This is a genomic window from Marinobacter sp. M3C (genome assembly GCF_023311895.1).
Classification (GTDB): Bacteria; Pseudomonadota; Gammaproteobacteria; order Pseudomonadales; family Oleiphilaceae; genus Marinobacter.
On sequence record NZ_CP092284.1, the window covers coordinates 1031199 to 1054722 of the forward strand.

The following is a 23524-nucleotide window of genomic DNA, read 5'->3' on the forward strand; positions in this document are numbered from 1 at the left end:
GGCCAGTTTTAGTGCGAATTCCAATGGCCGGTGACCGACACGCTGGAAATAGCGCCGCTTAAATTGCGTTCACGCTTTGACAACTCCGCCCCCACGCGGCGGGCAATGTCCAGATAGCGCCGCGCCACTTCGGAATCCGGCTCTGCCGCCACCGTAGGTTTACCACCATCGGTTTGCTCGCGCACGGTTTTGTGCAGTGGCAACTGGCCCAACAATACGGTGTCGTAGTCATCGGCAATACGCGCTCCGCCATCGGTGCCAAACAACGCTTCTTGGTGGCCGCAGTTACTGCAGATGTGCACGCTCATATTTTCCACCACACCCAACACCGGTATTTCCATTTTACGGAACATTTCAATACCACGCCGGGCGTCCATCACAGCAATATTCTGCGGCGTAGTGACAATCACCGCGCCGGTTACCGGCACTTTTTGCGCCAGCGTCAGCTGGATATCACCGGTGCCCGGCGGCATATCCACAATTAGATAGTCCAACTCGCCCCAAAGAGTCTGCTGCAGCAGCTGCATAAGCACACCTGTAACCACTGGGCCGCGCCAGATCATCGGGGTTTTGTCGTTGGCCAGATACGCCATGGAGTTGGTTTTCAAACCGTGAGCTTCAATGGGAATAAAGTACTTTTGCTCCTGTACCTCCGGCTTTTGGCCATCCGGCACGCCCAGCATCATACCCACGCTGGGGCCGTAAATATCGGCATCCAGCACGCCCACCCGGGCGCCTTCGTGCTGCAGCGCCAGAGCCAGATTCACCGCAGTGGTGGATTTACCCACGCCGCCTTTACCGGAAGCCACCGCAATAATGTTTTTAACCCCGGGAATCGATGGCAATTCTTTCTGGGCTTTGTAGGCGTGAATTTTTTGGGCCACGTGAATGTCCGAGCTTTCCACACCTTCAACTGATTCCAGCGCATTCCCCACCAGCTGTTTCAAAGCCCCGGCAATGCCTTTGGACGGATAGGGCAACTCCACCATCAAGGTGACTTCACCGCGTTTGTCCACGTCCAGCTTCTTTACCGCATCCAGCTCGTACAAGTCTTTTTCAAGGTACGGATCGCGGTATTCGCGAATGGCCGCCTCCAGGGCTTGGCGGGAAATCGTGGTCATAACATCACTCCGGGAGAGTTTAGGGACAGCACAGAAAGAGTTCAGAAAGAGTTCAGGCCGGTAATGCTGCACTTAAACGGGGTTTCGGATGAAAAAATTCTGCGTGGAAGGTATCATTTGTGCCCAATTCTGGCCATACAGGATACCCGCGTTCCGTGCACAAATCTGCGCGGGGGTGTTTTGTTGATTCGCGGCCTACATTCAATTCCAGCAAAGGTTCAAGCTCAACCATGACGCAAGCGAGTGCGAAGCAAAAACGGGACATTCTGGTCACCAGTGCCCTGCCCTATGCCAACGGCCCCATTCACCTGGGCCATTTGCTGGAATACATCCAGACCGATATATGGGCGCGCTACCAAAAACTGCGCGGCCATACTTGTTATTACGTTTGCGCCGACGATGCTCACGGCACCGCCATTATGCTCCGCGCCGAGCGGGAAGGTATTACCCCCGAGCAGTTGATTGACCGCATCCGCCAGGAACATCAGCAAGACTTTGGCGACTTTCTGATCCGCTTTGACAATTACTACACCACCCATTCTGACGAGAACCGCCAGTTTTCAGAGTTTATCTACCGTCAACTGCAGCAGAACGGGCACATTGCCACTCGCACGATTACCCAATCGTTCGACCCTGAAAAAAACATGTTTCTGGCCGACCGATTTATCAAGGGTACGTGCCCCAAGTGTAAAACCGACGACCAATACGGCGATAACTGCGAAGCCTGTGGCGCCACCTACTCACCCACCGAGCTGATTAACCCGCGTTCGGCGGTGTCCGGTGCCACACCCATCGAAAAAGAATCCGAGCACTTTTTCTTCAAACTGCCGGATTTTGCCGACTTCCTGGCCAAATGGACTCGCAGCGGTACCCTGCAACCGCAGGTAGCCAACAAACTGGCTGAATGGCTAGACGCTGGTCTGCACGACTGGGACATCAGCCGTGACGCACCCTACTTCGGTTTTGAAGTGCCAGATGCACCGGGCAAGTATTTTTATGTGTGGCTCGACGCGCCCATTGGCTATCTGGCCAGTTTCAAAAACCTGTGCGTTCGCGAAGGCATCGATTTTGAACACTTCTGGAAAGCCGACTCCACCGCCGAGGTGTACCACTTCATCGGCAAGGACATCATCAATTTCCACGCCCTGTTCTGGCCAGCCATTCTGCACGACACCGGTTTCCGCACGCCCACCGCGGTTTGGGCCCACGGTTTTGTGACCGTTAATGGCAAAAAAATGTCCAAATCCCGCGGCACCTTCATCATGGCCCGCACCTATCTGGACTTCCTGAATCCGGAGTACCTGCGCTATTACTTTGCGGCCAAACTCACCGGCGGCGTTGATGACATGGATTTGAACCTGGACGATTTTGCCGCCCGGGTAAACTCGGACCTGGTGGGCAAGGTGGTTAATATAGCCAGCCGCAGCGCCGGCTTTATTAGCAAGCGCTTCGACGGCAAGCTGGGTCAAGTCACCGAGATCGACAAGCTTAACGAGTTCATCAGCGCCGGCGAAGAGCTGGCCGGTTACTACGAGAATCGCGAGTTTGGCCGCGCCATGCGCCGAATCATGGAGTTGGCGGATATTGCCAATCAGTACGTCAACGACGAACAACCCTGGGTAGTAGCCAAGCAGGCAGGCGAAGACGAAAAGCTTCAAGCCATCTGCACCAACGCGCTGAACATGTTCCGCCTGTTGATGGCCTACCTGGCGCCGGTACTGCCAAAGACCGCCGACGCCTCGGAAGCTTTCCTGAACGCCAAGCTGGATTGGAACAACCGCGCCGAGTTGCTTCAAGATCACGGCATCAACGAATTTCAGCCGCTGATGAGCCGGGTGGACATGACGCAGATCGAAAAAATGCTCGATGCCTCGAAAGAACAGCTGCCGGTGGCTGAAGCGCCGGCAGAAGCCGCACTGAAAACACCACTGGAGCCCATTAGCCCGGAAATCGAGTTTGACGACTTCGCCAAGGTGGATCTGAGGGTAGTCAAAATCATCAAAGCCGAGCACGTAAAGGGCGCCGACAAGCTGTTACGCCTGACACTTGACGTGGGACATGGCGAGCGCAACGTGTTTGCTGGTATTAAATCAGCCTACGCGCCCGAAGAACTGGAAGGCCGTTTAACCGTAATGGTCGCCAACCTGAAAGCCCGCAAAATGAAATTCGGCCTGTCCGAAGGCATGGTGCTGGCAGCCGGCCCTGGCGGCAAAGACATCTTTATTCTGTCGCCAGACTCCGGCGCTACGCCCGGCATGCGGATAATGTAAGTCGTTAATAGAAAATAGCCAGCGAGGCCCGAAACAACCATGACCGAGTACCTGCTCATACTGGTCAGTACCATACTGGTCAACAATTTCGTGCTGGTTCAATTTTTGGGCCTGTGCCCGTTTATGGGGGTGTCCAGCAAACTGGAAACCGCCATGGGCATGTCGCTGGCGACCACCTTTGTGCTGACATTGTCGTCGGTGTGCAGCTATCTGGCGTACACCTATTTATTAGAGCCTTTGAATCTGGCGTTTTTGAAAACCATCACCTTCATTTTGGTGATAGCGGTGGTGGTGCAATTCACTGAAATGGTGGTACGCAAAACCAGCCCCCTGCTGTACCGGGTGCTGGGTATTTTTCTGCCGCTGATTACCACTAACTGTGCAGTGTTGGGTGTGGCCCTGCTAAATTTGAACCGCAACAATAATTTCGTCGAATCGGTGCTTTATGGGTTTGGTGCCGCACTCGGGTTTTCCCTGGTGCTGATTTTTTTTGCCGCCATGCGCGAGCGCATCGCGGTATCCGATGTGCCTGTCGCTTTTCGCGGCGCTGCCATCGGTATGGTGACCGCGGGGCTCATGGCTCTGGCGTTTTTAGGTTTTACCGGCCTGGTCAGCGTGTAACGGAGTCCTTGGCTTATGTGGACAAGTATCATCATCGCAGTTGCCGTTTTATTAGGCCTGGCCGCCGTGTTTGGGGCCCTGCTGGGCTTTGCCGCAGAGCGCTTCAAGGTAGAAGGCAACCCGCTGGTCGATCAGATAGACGCGCTTTTGCCGCAAACCCAGTGCGGCCAGTGTGGTTTTCCCGGCTGCCGACCCTATGCTGAAGCCATCAACAACGGCGAAGCCATCAATAAGTGCCCGCCGGGCGGTGAAGCCACCATCAACGCCCTGGCCGACTTGCTGGACGTAGAACCCCAACCTCTGGACGCCGAACACGGCGCTGCCCAGGCCAAGCGGGTAGCCGTGATTCGCGAAGACGAATGTATTGGCTGCACCAAGTGCATCCAGGCCTGCCCCGTAGACGCCATTCTGGGCGCCGCCAAACACATGCACACAGTGATAGAAAGCGAATGCACCGGCTGTGATTTGTGCGTGGAGCCCTGCCCGGTTGACTGTATCGACATGATCGTCATCGAACCGGACATCCGCAGCTGGACCTGGGCACCGCCTGTCGTAAAAGAAGTGGTGCCAGATGGAGAGCCCGCCGCGGCCGGCAGCCGCCTGATTGCCACCGACAGCCAGGCAGAAACCCGCGAAGCGAGCTTGTTATGACCCAGTTGTGGAACTTTGGCGGAGGCGTACACCCTCCAGAAAACAAAAGCCAATCCAACAATCGGCCCATTCGCCCCGCGGGCTTACCCGCGAAGCTGATACTGCCGTTGCAACAGCACATTGGCGAGCCTGCGCGCTGTATTGTCGAGCCGGGGCAAAAGGTGCTGAAAGGTGAAGTCATCGCCCAGGTCGGCAATGGCATGGGCGTACCGGTACACGCGCCCACGTCAGGCACCGTTGAGCGTATTTCCCTGGAGCCCGTGCCACACCCATCGGGTATGAGCGACACCTGCGTGGTGCTGATACCCGACGGCGAGGAGCGCTGGTGCGAGCTGATACCGCAGCCGGAATATCGCAAGCTGGAGCGCGACCAAGTGCTGGCGCTGATTCGTCAGGGCGGCATTGTGGGCCTGGGCGGCGCGGGTTTTCCAACCAACATCAAACTACGGCCGTCTGTAAACCGCAAAGTCGACACTTTAATTCTTAACGGCGCCGAGTGCGAGCCGTACATTACCGCCGACGACATGACCATGCGCGAAAAAGCAGACCAGGTGATGGCCGGTCTGCGCATAATGGCCTGGCTGCTGCGCCCGGCACGGGTGGTGATCGGCATCGAAGAAAACAAACCCGAAGCCATTGCCGCTTTGCGGCAGGCGGCAGAGGGCAGTAAAACCGAAATTGCGGTGATTCCCACCATCTATCCATCCGGTGGTGAAAAACAGCTGATCCAGATTCTGACCGGCCAAGAAGTACCCAGCGGTGGCATACCGGCGGATATTGGCGTGATGTGCCAGAACATTGGCACCGCGGTAGCCGTGGCTGATGCTATCTTGCAAGGCAAACCACTGATTTCTCGCGTGATGACGGCCACCGGCGAAGCCTTGGCAGAACCCGGCAACTTTGAAGTCTTGGTTGGCACCCCCACCAGCCATTTACTGACCTGCGCCGGTGTTGATAAACAGCGCATGTCGCGGTTAGTGCTCGGCGGCCCGATGATGGGCTATACGCTGCCGAACACGGATATCCCGCTGATAAAAACCAGCAACTGCGTGATTGCCGCCAGCGCCAGCGAACTGCCCGCGCCGGCGCCGGAACAACCGTGTATTCGCTGCGGCCAGTGCGCCGAAGTCTGCCCGATGGCGCTTTTGCCCCAGCAGTTGTTCTGGCACGCCAAAGCCACAGAGTTTGAAAAAGCCGAACATCTGAATCTGTTTGACTGCATCGAATGCGGCGCCTGCTCGTACGTGTGCCCAAGCTCTATTCCGCTGGTGCAGTATTACCGGTTTGCCAAAGGTGAAATTCGTCTACAGCGGGCCGAACAGCAAAAGTCCGACCGTGCTCGCGTACGCTTTGAAGCTCGCCAGCAGCGCCTTGACCGCGAACAGCAGGAAAAAGATCAGCGCCGCAAAGACCGGGCATTGGCCGCCGCCAAAGCTCAAGAACAGAAGAAAACCGACGCCCAGACGAGCGTTCAAGACGGCACAATAAGCGATGAGCGCGCGGGAAAATCCGCTCTGGTAGAGCAAGCTCTGGCTCGTAAAAAGGCCAAAGCCGCCGCGGCTGCTAGCGCTAAGCGCGCCGACCCTTCAACACAGTCCTCTGAAGAAGCAGCGCCGGCTGAAACATTCGCACCTGAAAATGCAGACAAAATTCCTGCGGTCGAGACGGCGCCAAGCATAGAAGAACTGGAACAGCAGCTGACTCAGGCCCAAGCCAAACTGAAAAAAATGCAGAGCATGCTGGAAGACGCTCGCAGTGGCCAAGCGCCCAACGTCGACAAACTCGAACGCGCCGTTGACAAAAATACCGAGCGGGTCCGGCGCGCACAGCAGGCGATTGATGACGCTCAAACGACTCCCCAACAGGCTTAAACTTCATGGCGCTTGAGCAACAGTCTTCCCCTCACGCCCACCGGGCTCGCCCTACCTCTCGGGTAATGTTATGGGTAATTATCGCCGCAATACCCGGGCTACTGGCACAAACGGTGTTTTTTGGGTGGGGGAATCTGATCAATGTAGTCTGGTGTGTCGCATTGGCACTGGCTACTGAAGCGGCCATTTTGAAATGGCGGAGCAAGCCCGTTGGATTTTTCCTGAAAGACAACACCGCGGCAGTCACCGGCCTGTTACTAGGCCTATCGCTGCCGCAATTTGCGCCCTGGTGGGTGTCTGTGGTGGCGGTTTTCAGCGCCATTGTGGTGGCCAAACAGCTTTACGGCGGTCTGGGTTCCAATCCGTTTAACCCGGCCATGGTGGGTTACGCCTTGGTGCTGATTTCATTTCCGCTGGCGATGACCACCAACTGGGCCGCACCGGTCGGCCTATGGCAGGACGCACCCGGGTTTGGCGAAACCCTCAGCGCCATCGCCTCGGGGCAGCAAACCGCCGTTGACGGCTGGACCATGGCCACCCCGCTGGACGAATACAAACACAAGGTGGGCAGCCACACCGCCGCGGAAATTACGATTCACCCCACGTTTGGCAACTTTATTGCTCGCGGCTGGGAATGGGTGAACGCCGGTTTCCTTGCAGGCGGCCTGGTGTTGTTAGCACTGCGTATTATCAGCTGGCACATACCCGTCGGTTTTTTGGGCGGGCTGGTCGCCATGAGCCTGCTGTTTGGCACCAACGCCGACCAGTATGCGCCGCTTTCGCTGCATCTGCTGGCAGGTGGCACCATGTTGGGGGCATTTTTCATCGCCACCGATCCGGTGTCGGCAGCCACCAGCCACCAAGGCAAACTGATTTATGCGGTGGGCATTGGCGCATTAGTTTACCTGATACGCAGCTGGGGCAACTACCCAGACGCCGTAGCTTTCAGCGTGTTGCTAATGAACTTTTCGGTGCCGTTTATTGACTACTACACACCACCACGCACCTACGGTCATCACAAGGCCCGACGCGGTTTACCCACCCGGAAACAGGGCTAACTTTATGGCAACCATGGCTCAATCCATAAGCCGCAGCGCCATCGGCCTTGGCCTTTTCGCGGTGATAACCGGTGGCACCATCGCCCTGACCCAGGCGGTCACCAAGGAACGTATTGCCAAGCAGGCGGCGCGGGCCGAAGCTGCTGCGCTGTTCGAAATCATTCCCGAAAGCACCCATAGCAACGACATGCTGAATGACACCATCAGCTTGCCAGACGCTGCTGTTCTTAACAGCGGTGAAGCGCCGAACGCCTGGGTAGCCCGGCAGCAGAGCGACCTGGTGGGCTTTATCATTCCGGTCACAGCCACCGACGGCTATTCCGGCGACATCAATCTGTTGGTGGGCATGACTCCGTCTGGCGAGTTATTGGGGGTGCGGGTGACCGGCCACCATGAAACACCAGGGCTGGGGGACCGCATTGAAACCCGAAAATCGGATTGGGTTTACCAGTTTAACGGCCACTCACTGGCCAATACGCCGAGCAAACAGTGGAACGTAAAAAAGAACGGCGGCGAATTTGACCAGTTCACCGGCGCCACCATTACCCCCCGGGCAGTGGTCAAAGCGGTTCACAAAACCCTGGTGTATGTGCGCAAACACCAGGCCGAAATTCGCCAGAGCCTGGGTTTGCCCGTCGAGCGTGGCAACCGCAAACAACGCAATGCCGTTGCCAGTCATTTTTCCGAGCCGGAGCACTAATTGCCATGGCAACAAAAACATCACGCGAGGTTATTCGCGACGGTCTTTGGAGCAATAACCCCGCGCTAGTACAAGTGCTAGGGCTGTGCCCTTTGCTGGCCGTAACCAGCACAGTGGTGAACGCACTGGGGCTGGGCCTGGCCACACTGCTAGTATTGATGGGTTCGAATCTGGCGGTATCGTTGATACGGAACTTTGTAAACGAATCCGTTCGCCTGCCGGCATTTGTGATGATCATCGCCTCGTTTGTAACCTGCGCCGAACTGCTGATGCAGGCATACACTTACGAGCTGTATCAGATTCTGGGCATTTTCATCCCGTTGATTGTGACCAACTGCGCCATTCTGGGCCGCGCCGACGCCTTTGCATCACGTAACCCTCCAGGGCTCGCGCTGCTCGACGGTGCCATGATGGGGCTGGGCTTCTTAGCGGTTCTGGTGGTACTGGGCGCCATGCGCGAACTGATCGGCCAAGGCACGCTGTTCTCGGACATGCACCTTCTGCTAGGGCCTGTAGCAGCTGGGTGGACACTGCGCCCGTTTGCGGATTACCCCAACATGCTGTTTATGATGCTGCCACCCGGAGCGTTTATGGGTCTGGGCCTGCTGATCGCACTGAAAAACGTGATTGACAGTCGCATTGAAGAAAAACGCAAAGCTGCGCAAGTTGAGACGATCAGCGCCGGCAGTAAACGGGTGCGAGTTACCGGAACTATTTCTTAATGAACAAACAGAAACGCACAGAAATTTTCAGCCGTTTACGGGAAGAAAATCCTAAGCCGGTCACCGAACTGAACTACAGTTCCGATTTTGAATTGCTGATTGCGGTCATTCTTTCGGCGCAGGCCACCGATGTGGGCGTAAACAAAGCCACCAACAAACTGTATCCGGTGGCGAACACCCCGGAGGCCATTTTTGCCCTGGGCGTAGATGGCCTTAAGGAATACATAAAAACCATTGGCCTGTTTAACAGCAAAGCCGAAAACGTGATAAAAACCTGCCGCGCGCTGATCGACCGCCACGCAAGCGAAGTACCGCGAACCCGGGAAGAACTGGAAGCATTACCCGGTGTTGGTCGCAAAACCGCCAATGTGGTGCTGAACACCGCCTTTGGTCAAATCGCCATGGCCGTGGATACCCACATATTTCGAGTATCTAACCGTACTGGGATTGCTCCGGGCAAGAACGTGCTGGAAGTGGAAAAGCGTCTGATACGCTTGGTACCGCAGGAGTTTTTGCTGGATGCCCATCACTGGCTTATTCTGCACGGGCGCTATATCTGCACCGCCCGTAAACCCCGGTGCGGTGCCTGTCCTATCGAAGATTTGTGCGAGTTCAAGGATAAACGCGACTATATATGATGCCTGACGCCCGATCAGGCTCGGCTGCCAACACGCGAGCGGCGCTGGCAGCCCTGACCGCTACTGGAATAGAAGGTTTCCAGTAAGCCCCTCTTTTTCCAATATCTCGCGTAGCCTACGTAGAGCTTCCACCTGAATCTGGCGCACTCGTTCTCGGGTCAGTCCGATTTCCTGGCCAACTTCTTCCAGCGTACTAACAGGATAACCACGTAAGCCAAATCGGCGAGCCAGCACTTCCTGCTGTTTTTCGCTAAGTTGGTCAATCCACTGTTGCAGGCAAACCGAAATGTTGTTTTCCTGCAGCACATCGGCGGGGTCTGATGCGCCTTCGTCAGCTACCGTGTCCAGAAGGGATTTTTCACCGCCGGCACCAATGGGCGTGTCCATAGAAGCAACGCGCTCGTTCAACCCAAGCATACGCTTGACATCTTTGACCGGTTTGTCGACCTTGCGGGCAATTTCTTCAGCTGTGGGTTCGTGGTCTAGTTGCTGGGTCAGCTCGCGGGCCGCCCGCAGATACAGGTTGAGTTCTTTCACCACGTGAATGGGCAAGCGAATAGTGCGGGTTTGATTCATGATGCCGCGTTCGATGGTTTGGCGAATCCACCAGGTGGCATAGGTAGAGAAGCGAAACCCGCGCTCTGGGTCAAACTTCTCAACCGCGCGAATCAAACCAAGGTTACCTTCTTCAATTAAATCCAACAGAGTCAAACCGCGATTCACATAGCGCCGGGCGATTTTTACAACCAGCCGCAAGTTGCTTTCAATCATGCGTTTACGACCTGACTCCTCGCCTTTTCGGGCCAGGCGCGCAAAGTATACTTCCTCTTCAGGGGTAAGCAGCGGCGAAAAGCCTATTTCGTTGAGGTAGAGCTGTGTGGCGTCCAGCTGTTTGCTACTGCTGTAATAACGACTGCTCGCCAAACGACTAGCGGGTTTCGCGGTTGTTTTGGTGGCAACCTTGCGCGGTGAGGCTGTACCCCCGGATTTTGGTTTTTCCTTTTCAGCGCCTTCGGACTGTTCGACGCGATCGACGATCAAGTCTTCCTGATATTGTGACATTCTGTTTGCCCCGCCTCTAAATGATCCTGGACAGCGCCCGTGTTTTGTTTATTAGGTCGGGCGTGCCGTTCTATTTGTGGTCGTATTCAGGACATCTATTCATGGCCACCCTGGCCGCTGTTGTTCCATTATTATTTAATGTGCTTTTAGGTGCTCTTACGTAATGATACCTAGTCTACCGCGCTGGTAAATAATATGCTGGATTCACTGGGTTGCCATTTTTTCGTATTTCAAAATGCAACATTGGCCGCTCTGCGCCGCTGTTGCCCAATTCGGCAATTATTTGACCCGCCTGAATGTTCTCCCCTTCTTTGACCAGTATTTTACGATTGTGTCCGTAAGCGCTGAGATACTGCTCGCTGTGATTAACGATTACAAGGTTGCCATAACCCAGTAAACCACTGCCTGCGTATACCACACTTCCGCCAGCCGCCGCCCGTACAGAATCGCCGGATTTTCCGGCAATATCAATCCCTTTGTTGACTTTTCCAGATGCTGAAAAGTTAGCAATTACAGTGCCAGAGTGAGGCCATCGCCATTTTATATCGGCAACAGTTTGGGTCTGCGACGCCAAAGGTGCGTTTGTGTCAGGCTTTCGAGTAATCACCGGTTGCCTGGTCGGCTTGGGGACCCGGGCGCTGCTGCTCGTTATTGCCGCTGCGCTGCGTTTGGCCCCGGCCCCTGCAACCGCTGTAGTGGGCGCTCGGCCACGCTTGTCAAGACGCAACATCTGGCCCGGCAGAATGGTCCAAGGTGCTCGCAGACCGTTTGCGTTACCCAGCTCCCGATAATCGCGACCGTAGCGCCACGCGATGCCGTACAGCGTTTCCCCTGACTTGACCATGTGGTGGCCCCAATACACCGGGGGGTTATAAATGTCGTCCTGATACAGCGCCGCCGTATTGCAACCGCCCAGCATCAACGTCAGCCACAACAGAGCTGCGACTGGATAGGTCAACAAAACGCGGGGCTGGAAAATCACGACATAGGTACCGGTGCGGTTATGAAAAATTCAACTCAACAATAATGCAAGCCCGCGCCGGTGTCTAAGTAGATTCGGGATATTCGCTGTAAGCAATTATTGTTGCAGTGATTTTTCTAACGGGCAGAACCGTGTTTACGGGCACTCATGTTACCCGGGGGAACAGCGCTTCTTACATTTCGTAACATTCAGGAGCGTTTACGCCCGGCAAAACGCAGCCCCAACCACTCCACCACCAGCACCAGCAGAATGCCCGCCACGGCCATCAGCAAGGCCTGGAAAACAAGTGGATTCAAGTCGGTCTGTTCAGCAAACAACGCTGGGCTAATGTTGATTTCGTGCACGGGCACCTGCTCTCCGGCGCTGTTAATCCGCCAACTCAGAGTTTCTTTCCAAGGCCAGACCTTGTTCAGCGCCCCCAGCATAAATCCGATCAACAGTGCCAGAACGCCGTCGTGAAAACGGTCAAAGGCCCAGGTAATAACGCGGGCGATAGAAAAAAGGCCCGCTGCACAGCCGGTAACAAACAGCAGCAACAACGCAACGTCAAAGCCCCTTATAGCGCTGAGCACTGGCACGTACATACCCATAATGACCAAAATGAAACTACCTGAAATACCCGGTAGTATCATCGCACAAATGGCGATGGCTCCAGCAAACAGAAACATGAGCGCTGAAGGCTCGGCGGCCATAGCCGGCAAGCTGGTTATCCACCAGGCAAAGGCCGTACCCGCCAATAACGGCAACACCAGGCGCCAATGATACTGGCGAACTTCACGCCCGACGTGCCATACAGAGGCCAAAATCAGTCCGAAGAAAAAACTCCACAGCAAAATCGGATAGGTGGTCAGTAAATAGCTGATCGCCGATGCCAAGGTGGCGATGCTGAGTATGATGCCACACAGCAGAGTCAACAAAAAACTGCCATCGCATACTTGCCAGAAAACGGCAACGCGGCCCCTAATCAAATCGGTCAATAGCGCTTTAGGCACCGCATTTATCGCCGCTAGCAGGCGAAAATAAATGCCGGTTATGAACGCAATGGTGCCACCAGAAACGCCAGGAACTATGTCGGCCGCGCCCATGGCCAACCCCCGCAGAAAAACCGACGGCAAACCCTGGGAACGCAAAGCGGCTTTCTTCTCATCAGTCCGCAAAATGGGCGATGTTTGGTTCATCAGCGCACCACCCCGCCCAACAAAGGCACAAATTTAACCGCTTCCAGTTCCGTGCGTTCAAAGCGATCGCCGCGGCGCACAATTTGAACCAGTACCTGTCGTTCAGCCCCCACCGGGGAGATCAGAACACCGTTGTCTGCCAGTTGTTGCAACAACTCGACGGGCACCTCGGTAGGTGCCGCGGTAACAATGATGCCGTCAAAAGGGCCACGTTCGGGCCAGCCCATACCGCCATCAGCGTGGCGCAGCACAGCGTTGCGACACTTTAGATTGCGCAGGCGCTCCCTTGCTCGGTCCTGAAGTGGTTTTATGCGTTCAACGCTGAACACCTCGGCGAACAAATTGCACAGCACCGCCGTCTGATAGCCAGAGCCGGTACCCAATTCCAACACTTTCTTTGGTTGGTGGGCGTATAGCAATTCGGTCATACGGGCGACAATATAGGGTTGCGACAAGGTCTGGTTGTGGCCAATCGGCAAAGCGGTGTCTTCATAAGCCCTGTGCGCCAGGGCTTCATCGAGAAAAATATGGCGTGGAACCTCGGCTATGGCATCTAACACCTGCGGTGACGAAATGCCTTTGTCTTTCAAGCGCTGGATCAAACGCAGGCGGGTACGCCTGGACGTCATGCCTATGCCTTGTATGTGCGCATTCATTGTGATTTGCCCGAGCTGTCTTCTAGCGCTCCAACCCAGTCACGCAGGCTAGACATCACCTGGTGCCGGGTCATGTCGATGTGCACCGGCGTAATGGACACGTAGCCTTGAGAAATAGCGTGAAAGTCGGTGCCCGGACCTGCATCTCCGCCGTTACCGGCAGCGCCTATCCAATAGCGTTTTTTGCCGCGGGGACAGGTCATAGGCACCGCACCCTCGGCCCGTTCACGGTCGCCCAAACGGGTTACGCGGAACCCGGACAGTTCGCTCCAGGGCAAATCCGGTACGTTCACATTCAGAATGGAACGCGGTCCAAGGTCCATGGGCTTATGGAATTTCAACAGCGTAGCAACCACCCTTGCGGCGGTGTCGTAATGAAATCGACCGTTATTCACAAGCGAAACCGCGATCGCCGAAAGGCCCAAATGACGGCCTTCGGTGGCTGCCGCAACGGTGCCGGAATAAATTATGTCGTCGCCCAGATTGGCGTGTGTGTTGATGCCCGACACCACCCGGTCAAAAGGTTCGTCGAACAAACCGTTTACTGCAAGATGGACACAATCCGTTGGCGTGCCATCGACCGAGTAAAAGCCATTTGGATGCTCTTCCACCGTCAACGGGCGCTTCAGGGTCAACGAATTACTGGCGCCGCTGTGGTCTCTATCAGGGGCCACCACATGCAGTTCACCCAGGCCTTGCAAACCTTCGTAAAGGGCAATTAGCCCCGGCGAGTGCACGCCGTCATCATTGGATAACAGTATTCGCACTTTGTGCTCCATAAATTTGTTATTCGTTAAGCCGACTCAGGGCAATATCCTGCAACGCAAAAACGTCTGCCAGCAGCGTTGTTGCATACTGGCCAGCGCCCAGCGTAAATTCGATTGCCAGCGTAGCGCTGTCTTGCCATTCCCATTTCAGGTTTTGCGGCACCAGCTGCAGGGGCCGGCGCTCCGGCTGCATGCGCGTGCTGGCAAAGAGCGCGACTAACTGCGGATTGGCGTCCACCGCCGTGCGCTCCAACTGCTCCTGCTCACCGGTCGCGCGGGTCCCACCATCGCCCCACAACGGGCCCGTGACTCTCTGCTCGTCCGGCTCGCCTGCCATAGGCTGGCACCAGCTTCCATTGTTGACGCGCGCGGCCAGCACTTCATTAAACAGCCACGATCGGGCAGCGGAAAAATACAATACATTTTTCGAATCCTGACTGCTACGGCCGCCACGACCCCGGCCTTTGCCACGGCCTTTTGCGGGGCGATTCAACGAGCGCGGATTCAACAACAACGCATTGTCCAGGTTGGCACCGTTATGGCCAAAGCGCTGAGGACCAAAATAATTAGGCGCGCCGGACTGTGCCAAACGCTCCAATGCCTGATCGATAGCGGCTTTCTCCCCAGCCACATTGCGCAAAATAATACGAAAGCCATTACCGCTGTGATCACCGCGGCGCAACTTGCTCGCGCTGCGACAACTGTCTGTTACTGGCCAGTACTCGCTGACGCTGGCGATAAAATCTGCATCGCTGTCATTCTGGCCCGGGCGATAAAGGCTGAACCACTGCCATGTCACGGCATGGCGATCTTTGAGCCCGCAAAAGCTCACATCAAAGGGGCGTAAGGCGGCCATCGTTGCCAGTTCACGGGCGACATATTCGGTATTGTCGCCGGTTTTTTGCAACCGCAAGCATAGGTGTTCGCCGGCGTTGCCGCTGCCGTTTTCGCCCTGAATGCTGGCCTTGTCCAGAACTTCACTCACCTGGAAGTCGTCTGGACTGTGTTTAAAATCGGCACTGGCCACGCATTTACCTTCAGATGACGGCCATTGCAAACGCCAGTTATGGTTTTGCGCAGGTTCTGGGGTGGCGTTTTGAGTGCTGGTTTGAGTATCGTTCATGAGTTTTGCGCTTGCAGCAGGCAAACCGCCTGGCAGGCAATGCCCTCCCCGCGGCCGGTGAAGCCCAGCTGCTCGCTGGTGGTGGCTTTCACACTGACCTGACCGGCGGTAATGTTCAGGTCTTCTGCAATATTCACACGCATGGCGTTGACGTGAGGCGCCATTTTGGGTGCCTGGGCGATGATGGTGGCATCTACATTCACCACGCTGTAATTCAGTTCCTGAACCCGCTGCATGACGCGACGCAACAGCTCACGACTATCGGCACCGGCCCAGTCGGCGCTGGTGTCCGGGAACAGGTGGCCAATATCACCCAGCGCAAGAGCGCCAAGCAGCGCATCCGCCAACGCGTGCAGCAGCACGTCACCGTCCGAATGAGCCTTTAAACCACGACTATAAGGAATACTGACACCCCCCAGAATAATCCTGTTGCCTTCACAAAAAGCGTGAACATCAAAGCCCTGACCAATTCGCATACTAATTCCGTTCAAATGACCAGATTACAACTGGCCAAGAATGAAGCCGGCCAGCGCCAAATCCGCAGGCACGGTGATTTTGATATTGTCCGGCCGCCCTTCCACCAACAGCGGCCTGTGGCCGGCCTGCTCCATCGCCGAGGCCTCGTCGGTTAGTGCAAAACCCTGATCTAGCGCCCTTTGTAAGGCGTCACGCAACAGACCGTAGCGAAACACTTGCGGGGTTAGCGCGCGCCACAGATGGCGGCGATCAACAGTTGATGTAACCGTATCCGGCGCCTGGGGGCTTGCCACTTTGAGGGTGTCAGTGACCGGTGAAGCCAGCAGGCCACCCACGCTGTGGGCACCCACTTTTTCTAACAGCCGTTTAAGATCGTCAGACGCCACGCAGGGGCGAGCCGCGTCATGTACCAACACCCAGTCGTCATTTTTGGCCTTTGGCACCAATGCCTGCAACGCATTGAGTACCGAATTGGAACGTTCGTTACCGCCGGCGCAAGTTGCAATTCGGCTGTCAGAGCTTGCGTTCGTGCCGGCCCACCAAATGTCGGTGGGGCTTAACGTCACTATACACCCTGCCGCCGGCACCGCAGTCAGCAAACGCCGCAGGGTTATATCCAATATGTATTCACCATCAACACGCAAGTACTGTTTTGGGCACTCAGCCGCCATGCGCTGACCAACACCTGCAGCGGGAATAATCAGCCAAAGAGAAGCTTCAGGCATGAGCCGAGACGCCGTGGTTGTGGAGCAGAAAGCAGCGGTTATTGGTCGACCACCAAAAAGAAGGTTTCATCATTGCGTATCAATCCCAGATTGATTCGCGCACGCTCCTCCACCGCACCCTGTTCATTGCGCAGGTTACGTACTTCAGCGTATAACCGCTCATTGCGAGTCGCCAGCGTGTCATTGCCCTGTTGCTGCTCTGCGATGGCCTGTTCCAGCGCCCAAACTTGGGCAAAACTGCCCTCACCGATCCACAAGCGTACCTGCAGTAACAAAACCAGCACAATAATGAAGGCCCAAATAAGTTTGATGGGCGAAAAAAAAGCGCTTGAAGACGGCTCGGCCATAACAGTTTCCGCGTTGCCAGTGGGCGTTGATTGTACGGTTGGCATCCAGTGCTTATAAAACACTCAACAGCGATAGTATAGACCTTTATAAAGCGGAATAACAAATGCCGCTAACTAACTGTTAAAAAAGGCCATAGCGCCTGGATTTTCAGCTTGGCACCATGACCTTTGCATTTCCACGACCAGTAAAAGGGCCGACCTGAACGAGTTAGCGCTGGCCTTTGATCTCACGCAAACCGTTGTAGGCCGCCTTTTCGCCCAGCGTTTCTTCAATGCGCAGTAGCTGATTGTACTTGGCTACACGGTCAGAACGGCATAAAGAGCCAGTCTTGATTTGGCCGGCGCAGGTGGCAACTGCCAGATCCGCGATGGTGGTGTCTTCGGTTTCACCCGAACGGTGCGAGATCACCGCGGTAAATCCTGCGTCCTGGGCCATCTTGATGGCGTCCAGGGTTTCGCTCAGACTGCCAATCTGATTGAACTTGATCAGAATGGAGTTGGCCACGCCAGTGTCGATACCGCGCTTAAGGATTTTAGTGTTGGTGACGAACAAGTCATCGCCCACCAGCTGTACCTTGTCGCCAATTTTGTCGGTCAGTATTTTCCAGCCGTCCCAGTCGCTTTCGTCCATGCCGTCTTCAATCGACACTATCGGGTAGCGCTCAGCCAAGCCCGCCAGGTAATCGGCAAAGCCGGCAGAGTCAAAGCTCTTGCCTTCGCCAGCCAGCACATACTGGCCGTTTTTGTAAAATTCAGAGGCAGCGCAATCCAGAGCCAAGGTAATGTCGGTGCCCAACTTGTAACCGGCTTTTTCTACCGCTTCCTGAATCATTGCCAATGCAGCTTCGTTAGACGGCAGGTTGGGGGCAAACCCACCCTCGTCACCCACTGCGGTGCTCAAGCCCTGGGCCTGCAGCACTTTTTTCAGGCTGTGGAAAATCTCGGCGCCAATGCGCAGAGCGTCGGCGAAACTCTTGGCGGCCACAGGCTGCACCATGAATTCCTGTATGTCGACGTTATTGTCAGCGTGCTCGCCGCCATTAAGAATGTTCATCATTGGCACCGGCATGCTGTACTTGCCAGAGGTGCCGTTGATATCCGCAATATGCTCGTACAAAGGCTTGCCCAATGACGCCGCGGCCGCTTTTGCGGCGGCCAGTGACACCGCAAGAATGGCATTGGCGCCCAGATTGGCTTTGTTCTCGGTGCCGTCCAACTCCAGCATGGTGTTGTCCAGACCACGCTGGTCGGCGGCGTCTTTGCCCATCAGAGCATCGCGGATTTTGCCGTTAATGGCTGAAACGGCCTTGAGCACGCCTTTACCCAGGTAACGGGAGGCATCGCCGTCACGCAGTTCCAACGCTTCGCGGGAGCCTGTGGACGCGCCAGACGGTGCGCAAGCACGGCCAAGAGTGCCATCTTTAAGAATAACGTCTGCTTCAACGGTGGGGTTACCGCGGGAATCCAGAACTTCGCGGGCTTTGATGTTGGCAATTGTGGTCATTCTAAAAAATCTCCGAGTTTTTAAATAGAATCAGGTGCAAGAGAGAGCGGGGAACGGATTTGCGAAAAACGCTTTCCGCTCTCTCCCGTTGTTCGTAGTCATACTGAAACACCGCCAATCAAGCGGTGTCGATAGGTTTGAAGCTCTTTACCAGATCGTCGACGGCTTTCACCCTTTCCAGAAACGGCTCCAGCTGACTCAGTCGAAGTGCACAGGGGCCGTCGCACATCGCTTCGTCCGGATTTGGGTGGGCTTCCAGGAAAAGACCGGCCAGGCCCTGGGATACACCCGCCAGCGCCAATTCGGTCACTTGGGCCCGGCGTCCACCGGCAGAATCAGCGCGACCGCCTGGCATTTGCAGCGAATGGGTTACGTCGAACATTACCGGCACGTTCATGGCTTTCATAATGCCGAAGCCAAGCATGTCCACCACCAGGTTGTTGTAACCAAAGCTGCTACCGCGCTCGCACAGGATTATCCGGTCGTTGCCGGCTTCCTCGAACTTGGCGATGATGTGCTTCATCTCTTGCGGTGCCAGAAACTGGGCTTTCTTGATATTGATGACCGCGCCGGTTTTTGCCATGGCCACCACCAAATCGGTCTGGCGGCTCAAGAACGCGGGCAGCTGAATAATGTCGCACACCTCCGCTGCGGGCGCGGCCTGGGCGGCTTCGTGCACATCGGAAATAATCGGCACACCGAATCTGGCTTTAATATCCGCCAGTATCTGCAGGCCTTTGTCTAGTCCCGGCCCGCGGAACGAGTTTACCGAAGAGCGGTTGGCCTTATCGAAAGAGGCCTTGAACACGTAGGGTATACCCAGTTTACGGCACACCTCTACGTAGGTTTCAGCAACCTCGAACGCCAACTCACGGGACTCCAGCACGTTCATGCCCGCAAACAGCACGAACGGCCTGTGATTGGCAATGTCGATATCAGCAACGGTAACGGTGCTTTGTGCCATGAATCAGTGCTCCTTTCGATGTGCCAGGGCGGCTTCCACAAAACCCTTGAACAACGGATGGCCATCGCGAGGTGTAGAAGTGAATTCCGGGTGGAACTGACACGCCACAAACCAGGGATGGTCTTCCACTTCTACCACTTCCACCAGCTTGCCATCGGTAGAACGGCCAGACACTTTTAAGCCGGCTTCTTCAAGGCGCGGCAAAAAGTGGTTGTTCACTTCATAGCGGTGACGGTGACGTTCGCGAATGGTTTTGCGGCCGTAACAGTTGGCAATATTGGAACCCTCGACCAGAACGCAATCCTGGCCCCCAAGGCGCATGGTGCCGCCAAGGTCGGAGTTATCGGTACGTTCTTCGCGCTCACCGCTGGCATCCAGCCATTCAGTGATCAGACCAACGACCGGTTCGGGACTGTGGGGACGGAACTCGGTGCTGTGAGCGTCTGTCAGACCGGCCATGTTGCGGGCGTATTCAATCACCGCTACTTGCATACCCAGACAGATACCCAGGTAAGGTACCTTGTTCTCGCGGGCGTACTGTACGGTGCGAATTTTGCCTTCCACGCCGCGCTCGCCAAAACCGCCAGGCACTAAAATAGCATCAACATTTTCCAACACGCCGGTGCCGTCACGCTCGATGTCTTCCGAGTCGATGTAGTTAATATTAACCTTGGTGCGGGTTTTGATTCCGGCGTGGAGCAGGGATTCAATCAGCGATTTGTAGGCTTCCAACAGTTCCATGTATTTGCCAACCATGGCAATGGTCACTTCGTGCTGCGGATTCATCAGGGATTCAACCACGTTATCCCATTCGCTCAGGTCGGCTTCACGGGCCTTCAGGTTGAAACGCTCGATCACCAGCTGGTCCAGGCCATGGTCGTGCAACATACGCGGGATGACATAAATCGACTTGGCATCGCGCAGAGGAATAACCGCACGCTCTTCAACGTTGGTGAACAGAGCGATTTTGCGTCGCGAACTGGCATCCACTTCGTGATCGGAGCGGCACAGCAGAATATCTGGCTGCAGGCCGATGGAGCGCATTTCCTTCACCGAGTGTTGGGTCGGTTTGGTTTTGATTTCGCCGGCCGTAGCAATGTAGGGCACCAGGGTAAGGTGCATAAACAAAGCGCGGCTGGAACCTACTTCCACTTTCAGTTGCCGACAGGCTTCCAAAAACGGCAAAGATTCGATGTCGCCTACGGTGCCGCCCACTTCCACCAGCGCAACGTCGACGCCTGCGGCGCCTTCAATGACACGGCGTTTAATTTCATCGGTGATGTGGGGAATAACCTGCACGGTGCCACCAAGATAATCGCCCCGGCGTTCTTTACGAATCACTTCTTCGTAGACGCGGCCGGCAGTGAAGTTGTTCCGGCGGGTCATCGGGGTGCGAATAAAGCGCTCGTAGTGGCCAAGATCCAAGTCAGTTTCGGCGCCGTCGTCGGTGACAAACACTTCACCGTGCTGGAACGGGCTCATTGTTCCCGGGTCTACGTTAATGTACGGGTCCAGCTTGAGGATGGTTACCTTCAGGCCGCGTGCCTCGAGGATCGCGGCCAGTGAGGCCGATGCGATTCCTTTCCCAAGTGAGGACACAACACCGCCGGTGACGAAAATATAACGCGTCATGCAGATTCCATGATTATCAGGTTCTGTGGAGAGGGGAGATTGTCATCTCAAGATGGGAGATCAGACTACCAGAAAGCCCCAACCTGCTCAATCACAATCCCGCCCCACAATCAGCCGCCAGCCACTTGAAGGAGCGCTTCCACTGTATTTTTCCGAACACCATAACGAGCCCACCGCAATTAACTCCTCGGCAGCGCCGCAGCCCGCAAAAACCAAGGGCAAACGGGCTCTTTCCCAAGGTGGCACGGCCTGCTCCTGCAGCCATTTTTTCACGACTTTTGCCGGTCCTTCAGGGTAAAGGCGGATGCGTTCGCCGCCCTGCCTCGTAGATACCCGTATTGGCGGCGGCCCGATTTTCTGTCCGTTGCCTTGATTGGGGTCGTTACTTTGCCAGGCCAGCGCCAATGTCCACTCGCCCCAGCGCAGCGTCTGCTGCGGTAACACCGACTGCGAGCCTGCCGGCAAGGGGTTTTGCGAAGCCACAAGATACAGTTTGTGCTGAAAGCGTCGAACGCTGTAGCCCTGCCCCAACAGTTCCGGCTCACGATCCGCAGCAGCATCTATTAACCCTGCCAGAGTCCGCTGCCAGTCTGCGGACACAGGCGCAGGTAAGCCGCAAGACTGGCACCACCAGCGCAGCAGGTTGCCCTGCTCGAGGGGCGACAGTTCAGCAAACGCACGCAGATCCAGCGAATAAGGCTGGCTGTGCTGGTAGACCCCATCGCAGGCATGCCACTGAAGCTGCGCCAGCTTTTGGTTTAGCGCATGACTGTCGGCACAGCCGCGGGCTGATGCCTCTACACGCCGTATGAAGGATGGCCAGCGGGTTTTTAGCAGTGGAATCACGCTATTGCGCAGGTAATTGCGATCAAAACGTTGGTCGCTGTTGCTGGGGTCTTCTATCCACGGCAGGCCGGCGCTATTGGCCCAAGCTTCCAGCTGCCCACGGGAAAACTCAAGCAGCGGTCGCGCCAGAGCACCAGCACCCAGGGCACGGGTGAAGGGCATCCCTGCCAGACCCGCCACACCACTGCCGCGAAAAAGACGGAACAACACGGTTTCCAGTTGATCGTCGCCGTGATGGGCCAATAATAACAGCTCACCGACACGCAGTTGTTGTTCAAACACGTCGTAGCGGGCTGCGCGCGCAGCCTGCTCCAGGCCCCCGGCGCCCTTTTTTTTGACGGGCACCGTTACCGCAACAACCCGCAGAGGCACGCTCAGGCGCGCGCAGGTATCGCGACAAAAGGTTTCCACGTCTGCAGCGTTAGGCTGTAACTGGTGGTTGATGTGAAGCGCAGATAAGGCAATAGAGGCCGGCGTAATCGCCGCGAACAGATGCAACAATAAAGAAGAATCGAGACCGCCACTAAAGGCAATGCACAGGCGGTCATGGTGGGGAAGCTGCCTGGCCAGATCGCGCAACGGCGATGGCCAAGCCGGAGCATTACCGCTAGCGCCCGCTGTCATAGCGGGTCAAGCGCTCGTAGCGCCTTGCAACCAGTTCGTCCAGAGGCAAGCGGGTCAACTCGGCCAAGCCTTCTGTTAACGTCGCCTTAAGCGAGTTGGCCATATCCTGGGGTTTGCGGTGAGCGCCACCCAGGGGTTCTTTGATCACGTTATCGGCCAGGCCCAGGTCTTTCAGACGATCTGCCGTCACGCCCATGGCTGCGGCGGCTTCCGATGCGTAGTCTGCGCTTTTCCACAAAATGGAGGCACACCCTTCCGGAGAAATAACCGCGTAGGTGGAGTACTGCAGCATGTTCAGCTTATCGCACACGCCAATAGCCAGTGCACCACCTGAACCGCCCTCGCCGATAACGGTGGAGATTATGGGCGTTTTCAAACGCGACATAACCGCCAGGTTGAACGCAATGGCTTCACTCTGTCCGCGTTCTTCCGCACCAATACCGGGATAAGCGCCCGGCGTGTCGATAAAGGTCAGAATAGGCATTTTGAAACGCTCGGCCATTTCCATTAGCCGTAAGGCTTTACGATAGCCTTCAGGTCTTGGCATACCAAAGTTACGCTTCACTTTCTCGCGTACTTCACGGCCTTTCTGATGGCCAAGCACCATAACCGGCCTGTCATTAATGCGGGCCGTGCCACCCACCATAGAATAGTCGTCGGCATAACGCCGGTCACCGTGCAGCTGATCGAAATCGTCAAACAACATTTCGATGTAATCGAGCGTATAAGGTCTGCGCGGGTGCCGAGCCAAGCGCGTAACGTCCCACGGTTTAAGGTCAGAGAAAATACTCTCCGTCAGGCTAACGCTCTTTTTCTTGAGCCGGGCGATCTCATCAGTAATGTTGATGTCGGTGTTGTTGCCCACCATCCGCAGCTCTTCGATTTTGGCTTCCAGATCGGCAATGGGCTGTTCGAAATCGAGATAATTAGGGTTCATGATGTTCCATCATTTGAATTCGCGGCAGCCAAAGCTACCAGACCAGAA

23 protein-coding genes are annotated in these 23524 nt (G+C 55.8%); 8 read left to right on the forward strand and 15 right to left on the reverse strand.

Annotation, left to right across the window (positions count from 1 at the left end):
* Window positions 1-8: 8 nt before the first annotated feature.
* Entirely contained in the window at window positions 9-1121 is a 1113-nt protein-coding gene (gene apbC, locus MIH18_RS04665; protein WP_249008379.1) for an iron-sulfur cluster carrier protein ApbC, read from the reverse strand.
* Between the two features lie 230 nt (window positions 1122-1351).
* Here apbC and metG point away from each other — a divergent pair, with 230 nt between their 5' ends.
* Genes metG through nth form a run of 8 tightly spaced genes read left to right on the forward strand, consistent with a single transcriptional unit; the run spans window position 1352 to window position 9652 of the window.
* Window positions 1352-3391: a methionine--tRNA ligase gene (gene metG / locus MIH18_RS04670; protein WP_249008378.1), complete on the forward strand. Its 2040-nt coding sequence runs from the start codon at window positions 1352-1354 to the stop codon at window positions 3389-3391.
* Window positions 3392-3430: 39 nt separating this feature from the next.
* A complete protein-coding gene (gene rsxA / locus MIH18_RS04675; RefSeq protein WP_048384854.1) occupies window positions 3431-4012 on the forward strand; it encodes an electron transport complex subunit RsxA in 582 nt (193 codons plus the stop codon).
* Window positions 4013-4027: 15 nt separating this feature from the next.
* Window positions 4028-4663, forward strand: coding sequence for an electron transport complex subunit RsxB (gene rsxB / locus MIH18_RS04680; protein ID WP_249008377.1), 636 nt, complete (start codon window positions 4028-4030; stop codon window positions 4661-4663).
* Window positions 4660-6534, forward strand: coding sequence for an electron transport complex subunit RsxC (gene rsxC, locus MIH18_RS04685; RefSeq protein WP_249008376.1), 1875 nt, complete (start codon window positions 4660-4662; stop codon window positions 6532-6534). The genes rsxB and rsxC overlap by 4 nt, the downstream gene beginning before the upstream one ends.
* Before the next feature lie 5 nt (window positions 6535-6539).
* Window positions 6540-7592, forward strand: a complete 1053-nt coding sequence (gene rsxD / locus MIH18_RS04690) for an electron transport complex subunit RsxD (RefSeq protein WP_249008375.1) — start codon at window positions 6540-6542, stop codon at window positions 7590-7592.
* Between the two features lie 4 nt (window positions 7593-7596).
* Entirely contained in the window at window positions 7597-8292 is a 696-nt protein-coding gene (gene rsxG, locus MIH18_RS04695; protein WP_249008374.1) for an electron transport complex subunit RsxG, read from the forward strand.
* A gap of 5 nt (window positions 8293-8297) precedes the next feature.
* Window positions 8298-9014 (forward strand): electron transport complex subunit E, encoded by a 717-nt coding sequence (locus MIH18_RS04700; RefSeq protein ID WP_249008373.1) that lies wholly within the window; start codon window positions 8298-8300, stop codon window positions 9012-9014.
* On the forward strand, window positions 9014-9652 hold the full coding sequence (nth, locus tag MIH18_RS04705) for an endonuclease III (RefSeq protein ID WP_249008372.1): 639 nt from the start codon (window positions 9014-9016) through the stop codon (window positions 9650-9652). Before MIH18_RS04700 ends, nth begins: the two co-directional genes overlap by 1 nt.
* A gap of 60 nt (window positions 9653-9712) precedes the next feature.
* On the opposite strand, the gene rpoS is transcribed toward nth, so the two are convergent.
* The 14 genes from rpoS to accA form a co-directional block, all read right to left on the reverse strand.
* Window positions 9713-10714: an RNA polymerase sigma factor RpoS gene (gene rpoS / locus MIH18_RS04710; RefSeq protein ID WP_249008371.1), complete on the reverse strand. Its 1002-nt coding sequence runs from the start codon at window positions 10712-10714 to the stop codon at window positions 9713-9715.
* 175 nt (window positions 10715-10889) lie between these two features.
* The gene (locus MIH18_RS04715; RefSeq protein WP_249008370.1) at window positions 10890-11696 is read right to left on the reverse strand and encodes a peptidoglycan DD-metalloendopeptidase family protein; all 807 of its coding nucleotides are present in this window, start codon (window positions 11694-11696) and stop codon (window positions 10890-10892) included.
* A 188-nt stretch (window positions 11697-11884) separates the two neighbouring features.
* Window positions 11885-12874: a DUF368 domain-containing protein gene (locus MIH18_RS04720; protein WP_249008369.1), complete on the reverse strand. Its 990-nt coding sequence runs from the start codon at window positions 12872-12874 to the stop codon at window positions 11885-11887.
* The gene (locus tag MIH18_RS04725) at window positions 12874-13530 is read right to left on the reverse strand and encodes a protein-L-isoaspartate(D-aspartate) O-methyltransferase (protein WP_249008368.1); all 657 of its coding nucleotides are present in this window, start codon (window positions 13528-13530) and stop codon (window positions 12874-12876) included. Before MIH18_RS04725 ends, MIH18_RS04720 begins: the two co-directional genes overlap by 1 nt.
* Entirely contained in the window at window positions 13527-14297 is a 771-nt protein-coding gene (gene surE, locus MIH18_RS04730) for a 5'/3'-nucleotidase SurE (protein WP_249008367.1), read from the reverse strand. The genes MIH18_RS04725 and surE overlap by 4 nt, the downstream gene beginning before the upstream one ends.
* Window positions 14298-14316: 19 nt before the next feature.
* Window positions 14317-15420: a tRNA pseudouridine(13) synthase TruD gene (locus MIH18_RS04735; RefSeq protein WP_249008366.1), complete on the reverse strand. Its 1104-nt coding sequence runs from the start codon at window positions 15418-15420 to the stop codon at window positions 14317-14319.
* Complete coding sequence (ispF, locus tag MIH18_RS04740; protein ID WP_249008365.1) at window positions 15417-15896, reverse strand: 2-C-methyl-D-erythritol 2,4-cyclodiphosphate synthase; 480 nt, start codon at window positions 15894-15896, stop codon at window positions 15417-15419. The genes MIH18_RS04735 and ispF overlap by 4 nt, the downstream gene beginning before the upstream one ends.
* Window positions 15897-15920: 24 nt before the next feature.
* The gene (ispD, locus tag MIH18_RS04745) at window positions 15921-16622 is read right to left on the reverse strand and encodes a 2-C-methyl-D-erythritol 4-phosphate cytidylyltransferase (protein ID WP_249008364.1); all 702 of its coding nucleotides are present in this window, start codon (window positions 16620-16622) and stop codon (window positions 15921-15923) included.
* A 38-nt stretch (window positions 16623-16660) separates the two neighbouring features.
* A complete protein-coding gene (locus tag MIH18_RS04750; RefSeq protein ID WP_098417991.1) occupies window positions 16661-16969 on the reverse strand; it encodes a septum formation initiator family protein in 309 nt (102 codons plus the stop codon).
* Between the two features lie 208 nt (window positions 16970-17177).
* Entirely contained in the window at window positions 17178-18473 is a 1296-nt protein-coding gene (gene eno, locus MIH18_RS04755) for a phosphopyruvate hydratase (RefSeq protein ID WP_249008363.1), read from the reverse strand.
* Between the two features lie 118 nt (window positions 18474-18591).
* Entirely contained in the window at window positions 18592-19437 is an 846-nt protein-coding gene (kdsA, locus tag MIH18_RS04760; protein ID WP_249008362.1) for a 3-deoxy-8-phosphooctulonate synthase, read from the reverse strand.
* Window positions 19438-19440: 3 nt separating this feature from the next.
* On the reverse strand, window positions 19441-21069 hold the full coding sequence (locus MIH18_RS04765; RefSeq protein ID WP_249008361.1) for a CTP synthase: 1629 nt from the start codon (window positions 21067-21069) through the stop codon (window positions 19441-19443).
* 87 nt (window positions 21070-21156) lie between these two features.
* Window positions 21157-22539, reverse strand: coding sequence for a tRNA lysidine(34) synthetase TilS (tilS, locus tag MIH18_RS04770; protein ID WP_249008360.1), 1383 nt, complete (start codon window positions 22537-22539; stop codon window positions 21157-21159).
* Window positions 22523-23476: an acetyl-CoA carboxylase carboxyl transferase subunit alpha gene (accA, locus tag MIH18_RS04775; protein ID WP_249008359.1), complete on the reverse strand. Its 954-nt coding sequence runs from the start codon at window positions 23474-23476 to the stop codon at window positions 22523-22525. The genes tilS and accA overlap by 17 nt, the downstream gene beginning before the upstream one ends.
* Between the last annotated feature and the right edge of the window lie 48 nt (window positions 23477-23524).

Bases quoted from the DNA above. Each gene is read 5' to 3' on its own strand.
- nth (WP_249008372.1), top strand. From the start codon at position 9,014: ATGAACAAACAGAAACGCACAGAAATTTTCAGCCGTTTACGGGAAGAA.
- MIH18_RS04720 (WP_249008369.1), bottom strand. From the start codon at position 12,874: ATGAACCAAACATCGCCCATTTTGCGGACTGATGAGAAGAAAGCCGCT.
- rsxD (WP_249008375.1), top strand. From the start codon at position 6,540: ATGGCGCTTGAGCAACAGTCTTCCCCTCACGCCCACCGGGCTCGCCCT.
- MIH18_RS04750 (WP_098417991.1), bottom strand. From the start codon at position 16,969: ATGGCCGAGCCGTCTTCAAGCGCTTTTTTTTCGCCCATCAAACTTATT.
- MIH18_RS04765 (WP_249008361.1), bottom strand. From the start codon at position 21,069: ATGACGCGTTATATTTTCGTCACCGGCGGTGTTGTGTCCTCACTTGGG.
- eno (WP_249008363.1), bottom strand. From the start codon at position 18,473: ATGACCACAATTGCCAACATCAAAGCCCGCGAAGTTCTGGATTCCCGC.
- metG (WP_249008378.1), top strand. From the start codon at position 1,352: ATGACGCAAGCGAGTGCGAAGCAAAAACGGGACATTCTGGTCACCAGT.
- ispF (WP_249008365.1), bottom strand. From the start codon at position 15,896: ATGCGAATTGGTCAGGGCTTTGATGTTCACGCTTTTTGTGAAGGCAAC.
- apbC (WP_249008379.1), bottom strand. From the start codon at position 1,121: ATGACCACGATTTCCCGCCAAGCCCTGGAGGCGGCCATTCGCGAATAC.
- accA (WP_249008359.1), bottom strand. From the start codon at position 23,476: ATGAACCCTAATTATCTCGATTTCGAACAGCCCATTGCCGATCTGGAA.
- rpoS (WP_249008371.1), bottom strand. From the start codon at position 10,714: ATGTCACAATATCAGGAAGACTTGATCGTCGATCGCGTCGAACAGTCC.
- MIH18_RS04735 (WP_249008366.1), bottom strand. From the start codon at position 15,420: ATGAACGATACTCAAACCAGCACTCAAAACGCCACCCCAGAACCTGCG.
- kdsA (WP_249008362.1), bottom strand. From the start codon at position 19,437: ATGGCACAAAGCACCGTTACCGTTGCTGATATCGACATTGCCAATCAC.
- MIH18_RS04725 (WP_249008368.1), bottom strand. From the start codon at position 13,530: ATGAATGCGCACATACAAGGCATAGGCATGACGTCCAGGCGTACCCGC.
- rsxB (WP_249008377.1), top strand. From the start codon at position 4,028: ATGTGGACAAGTATCATCATCGCAGTTGCCGTTTTATTAGGCCTGGCC.
- rsxG (WP_249008374.1), top strand. From the start codon at position 7,597: ATGGCAACCATGGCTCAATCCATAAGCCGCAGCGCCATCGGCCTTGGC.
- rsxA (WP_048384854.1), top strand. From the start codon at position 3,431: ATGACCGAGTACCTGCTCATACTGGTCAGTACCATACTGGTCAACAAT.
- MIH18_RS04700 (WP_249008373.1), top strand. From the start codon at position 8,298: ATGGCAACAAAAACATCACGCGAGGTTATTCGCGACGGTCTTTGGAGC.
- ispD (WP_249008364.1), bottom strand. From the start codon at position 16,622: ATGCCTGAAGCTTCTCTTTGGCTGATTATTCCCGCTGCAGGTGTTGGT.
- tilS (WP_249008360.1), bottom strand. From the start codon at position 22,539: ATGACAGCGGGCGCTAGCGGTAATGCTCCGGCTTGGCCATCGCCGTTG.
- rsxC (WP_249008376.1), top strand. From the start codon at position 4,660: ATGACCCAGTTGTGGAACTTTGGCGGAGGCGTACACCCTCCAGAAAAC.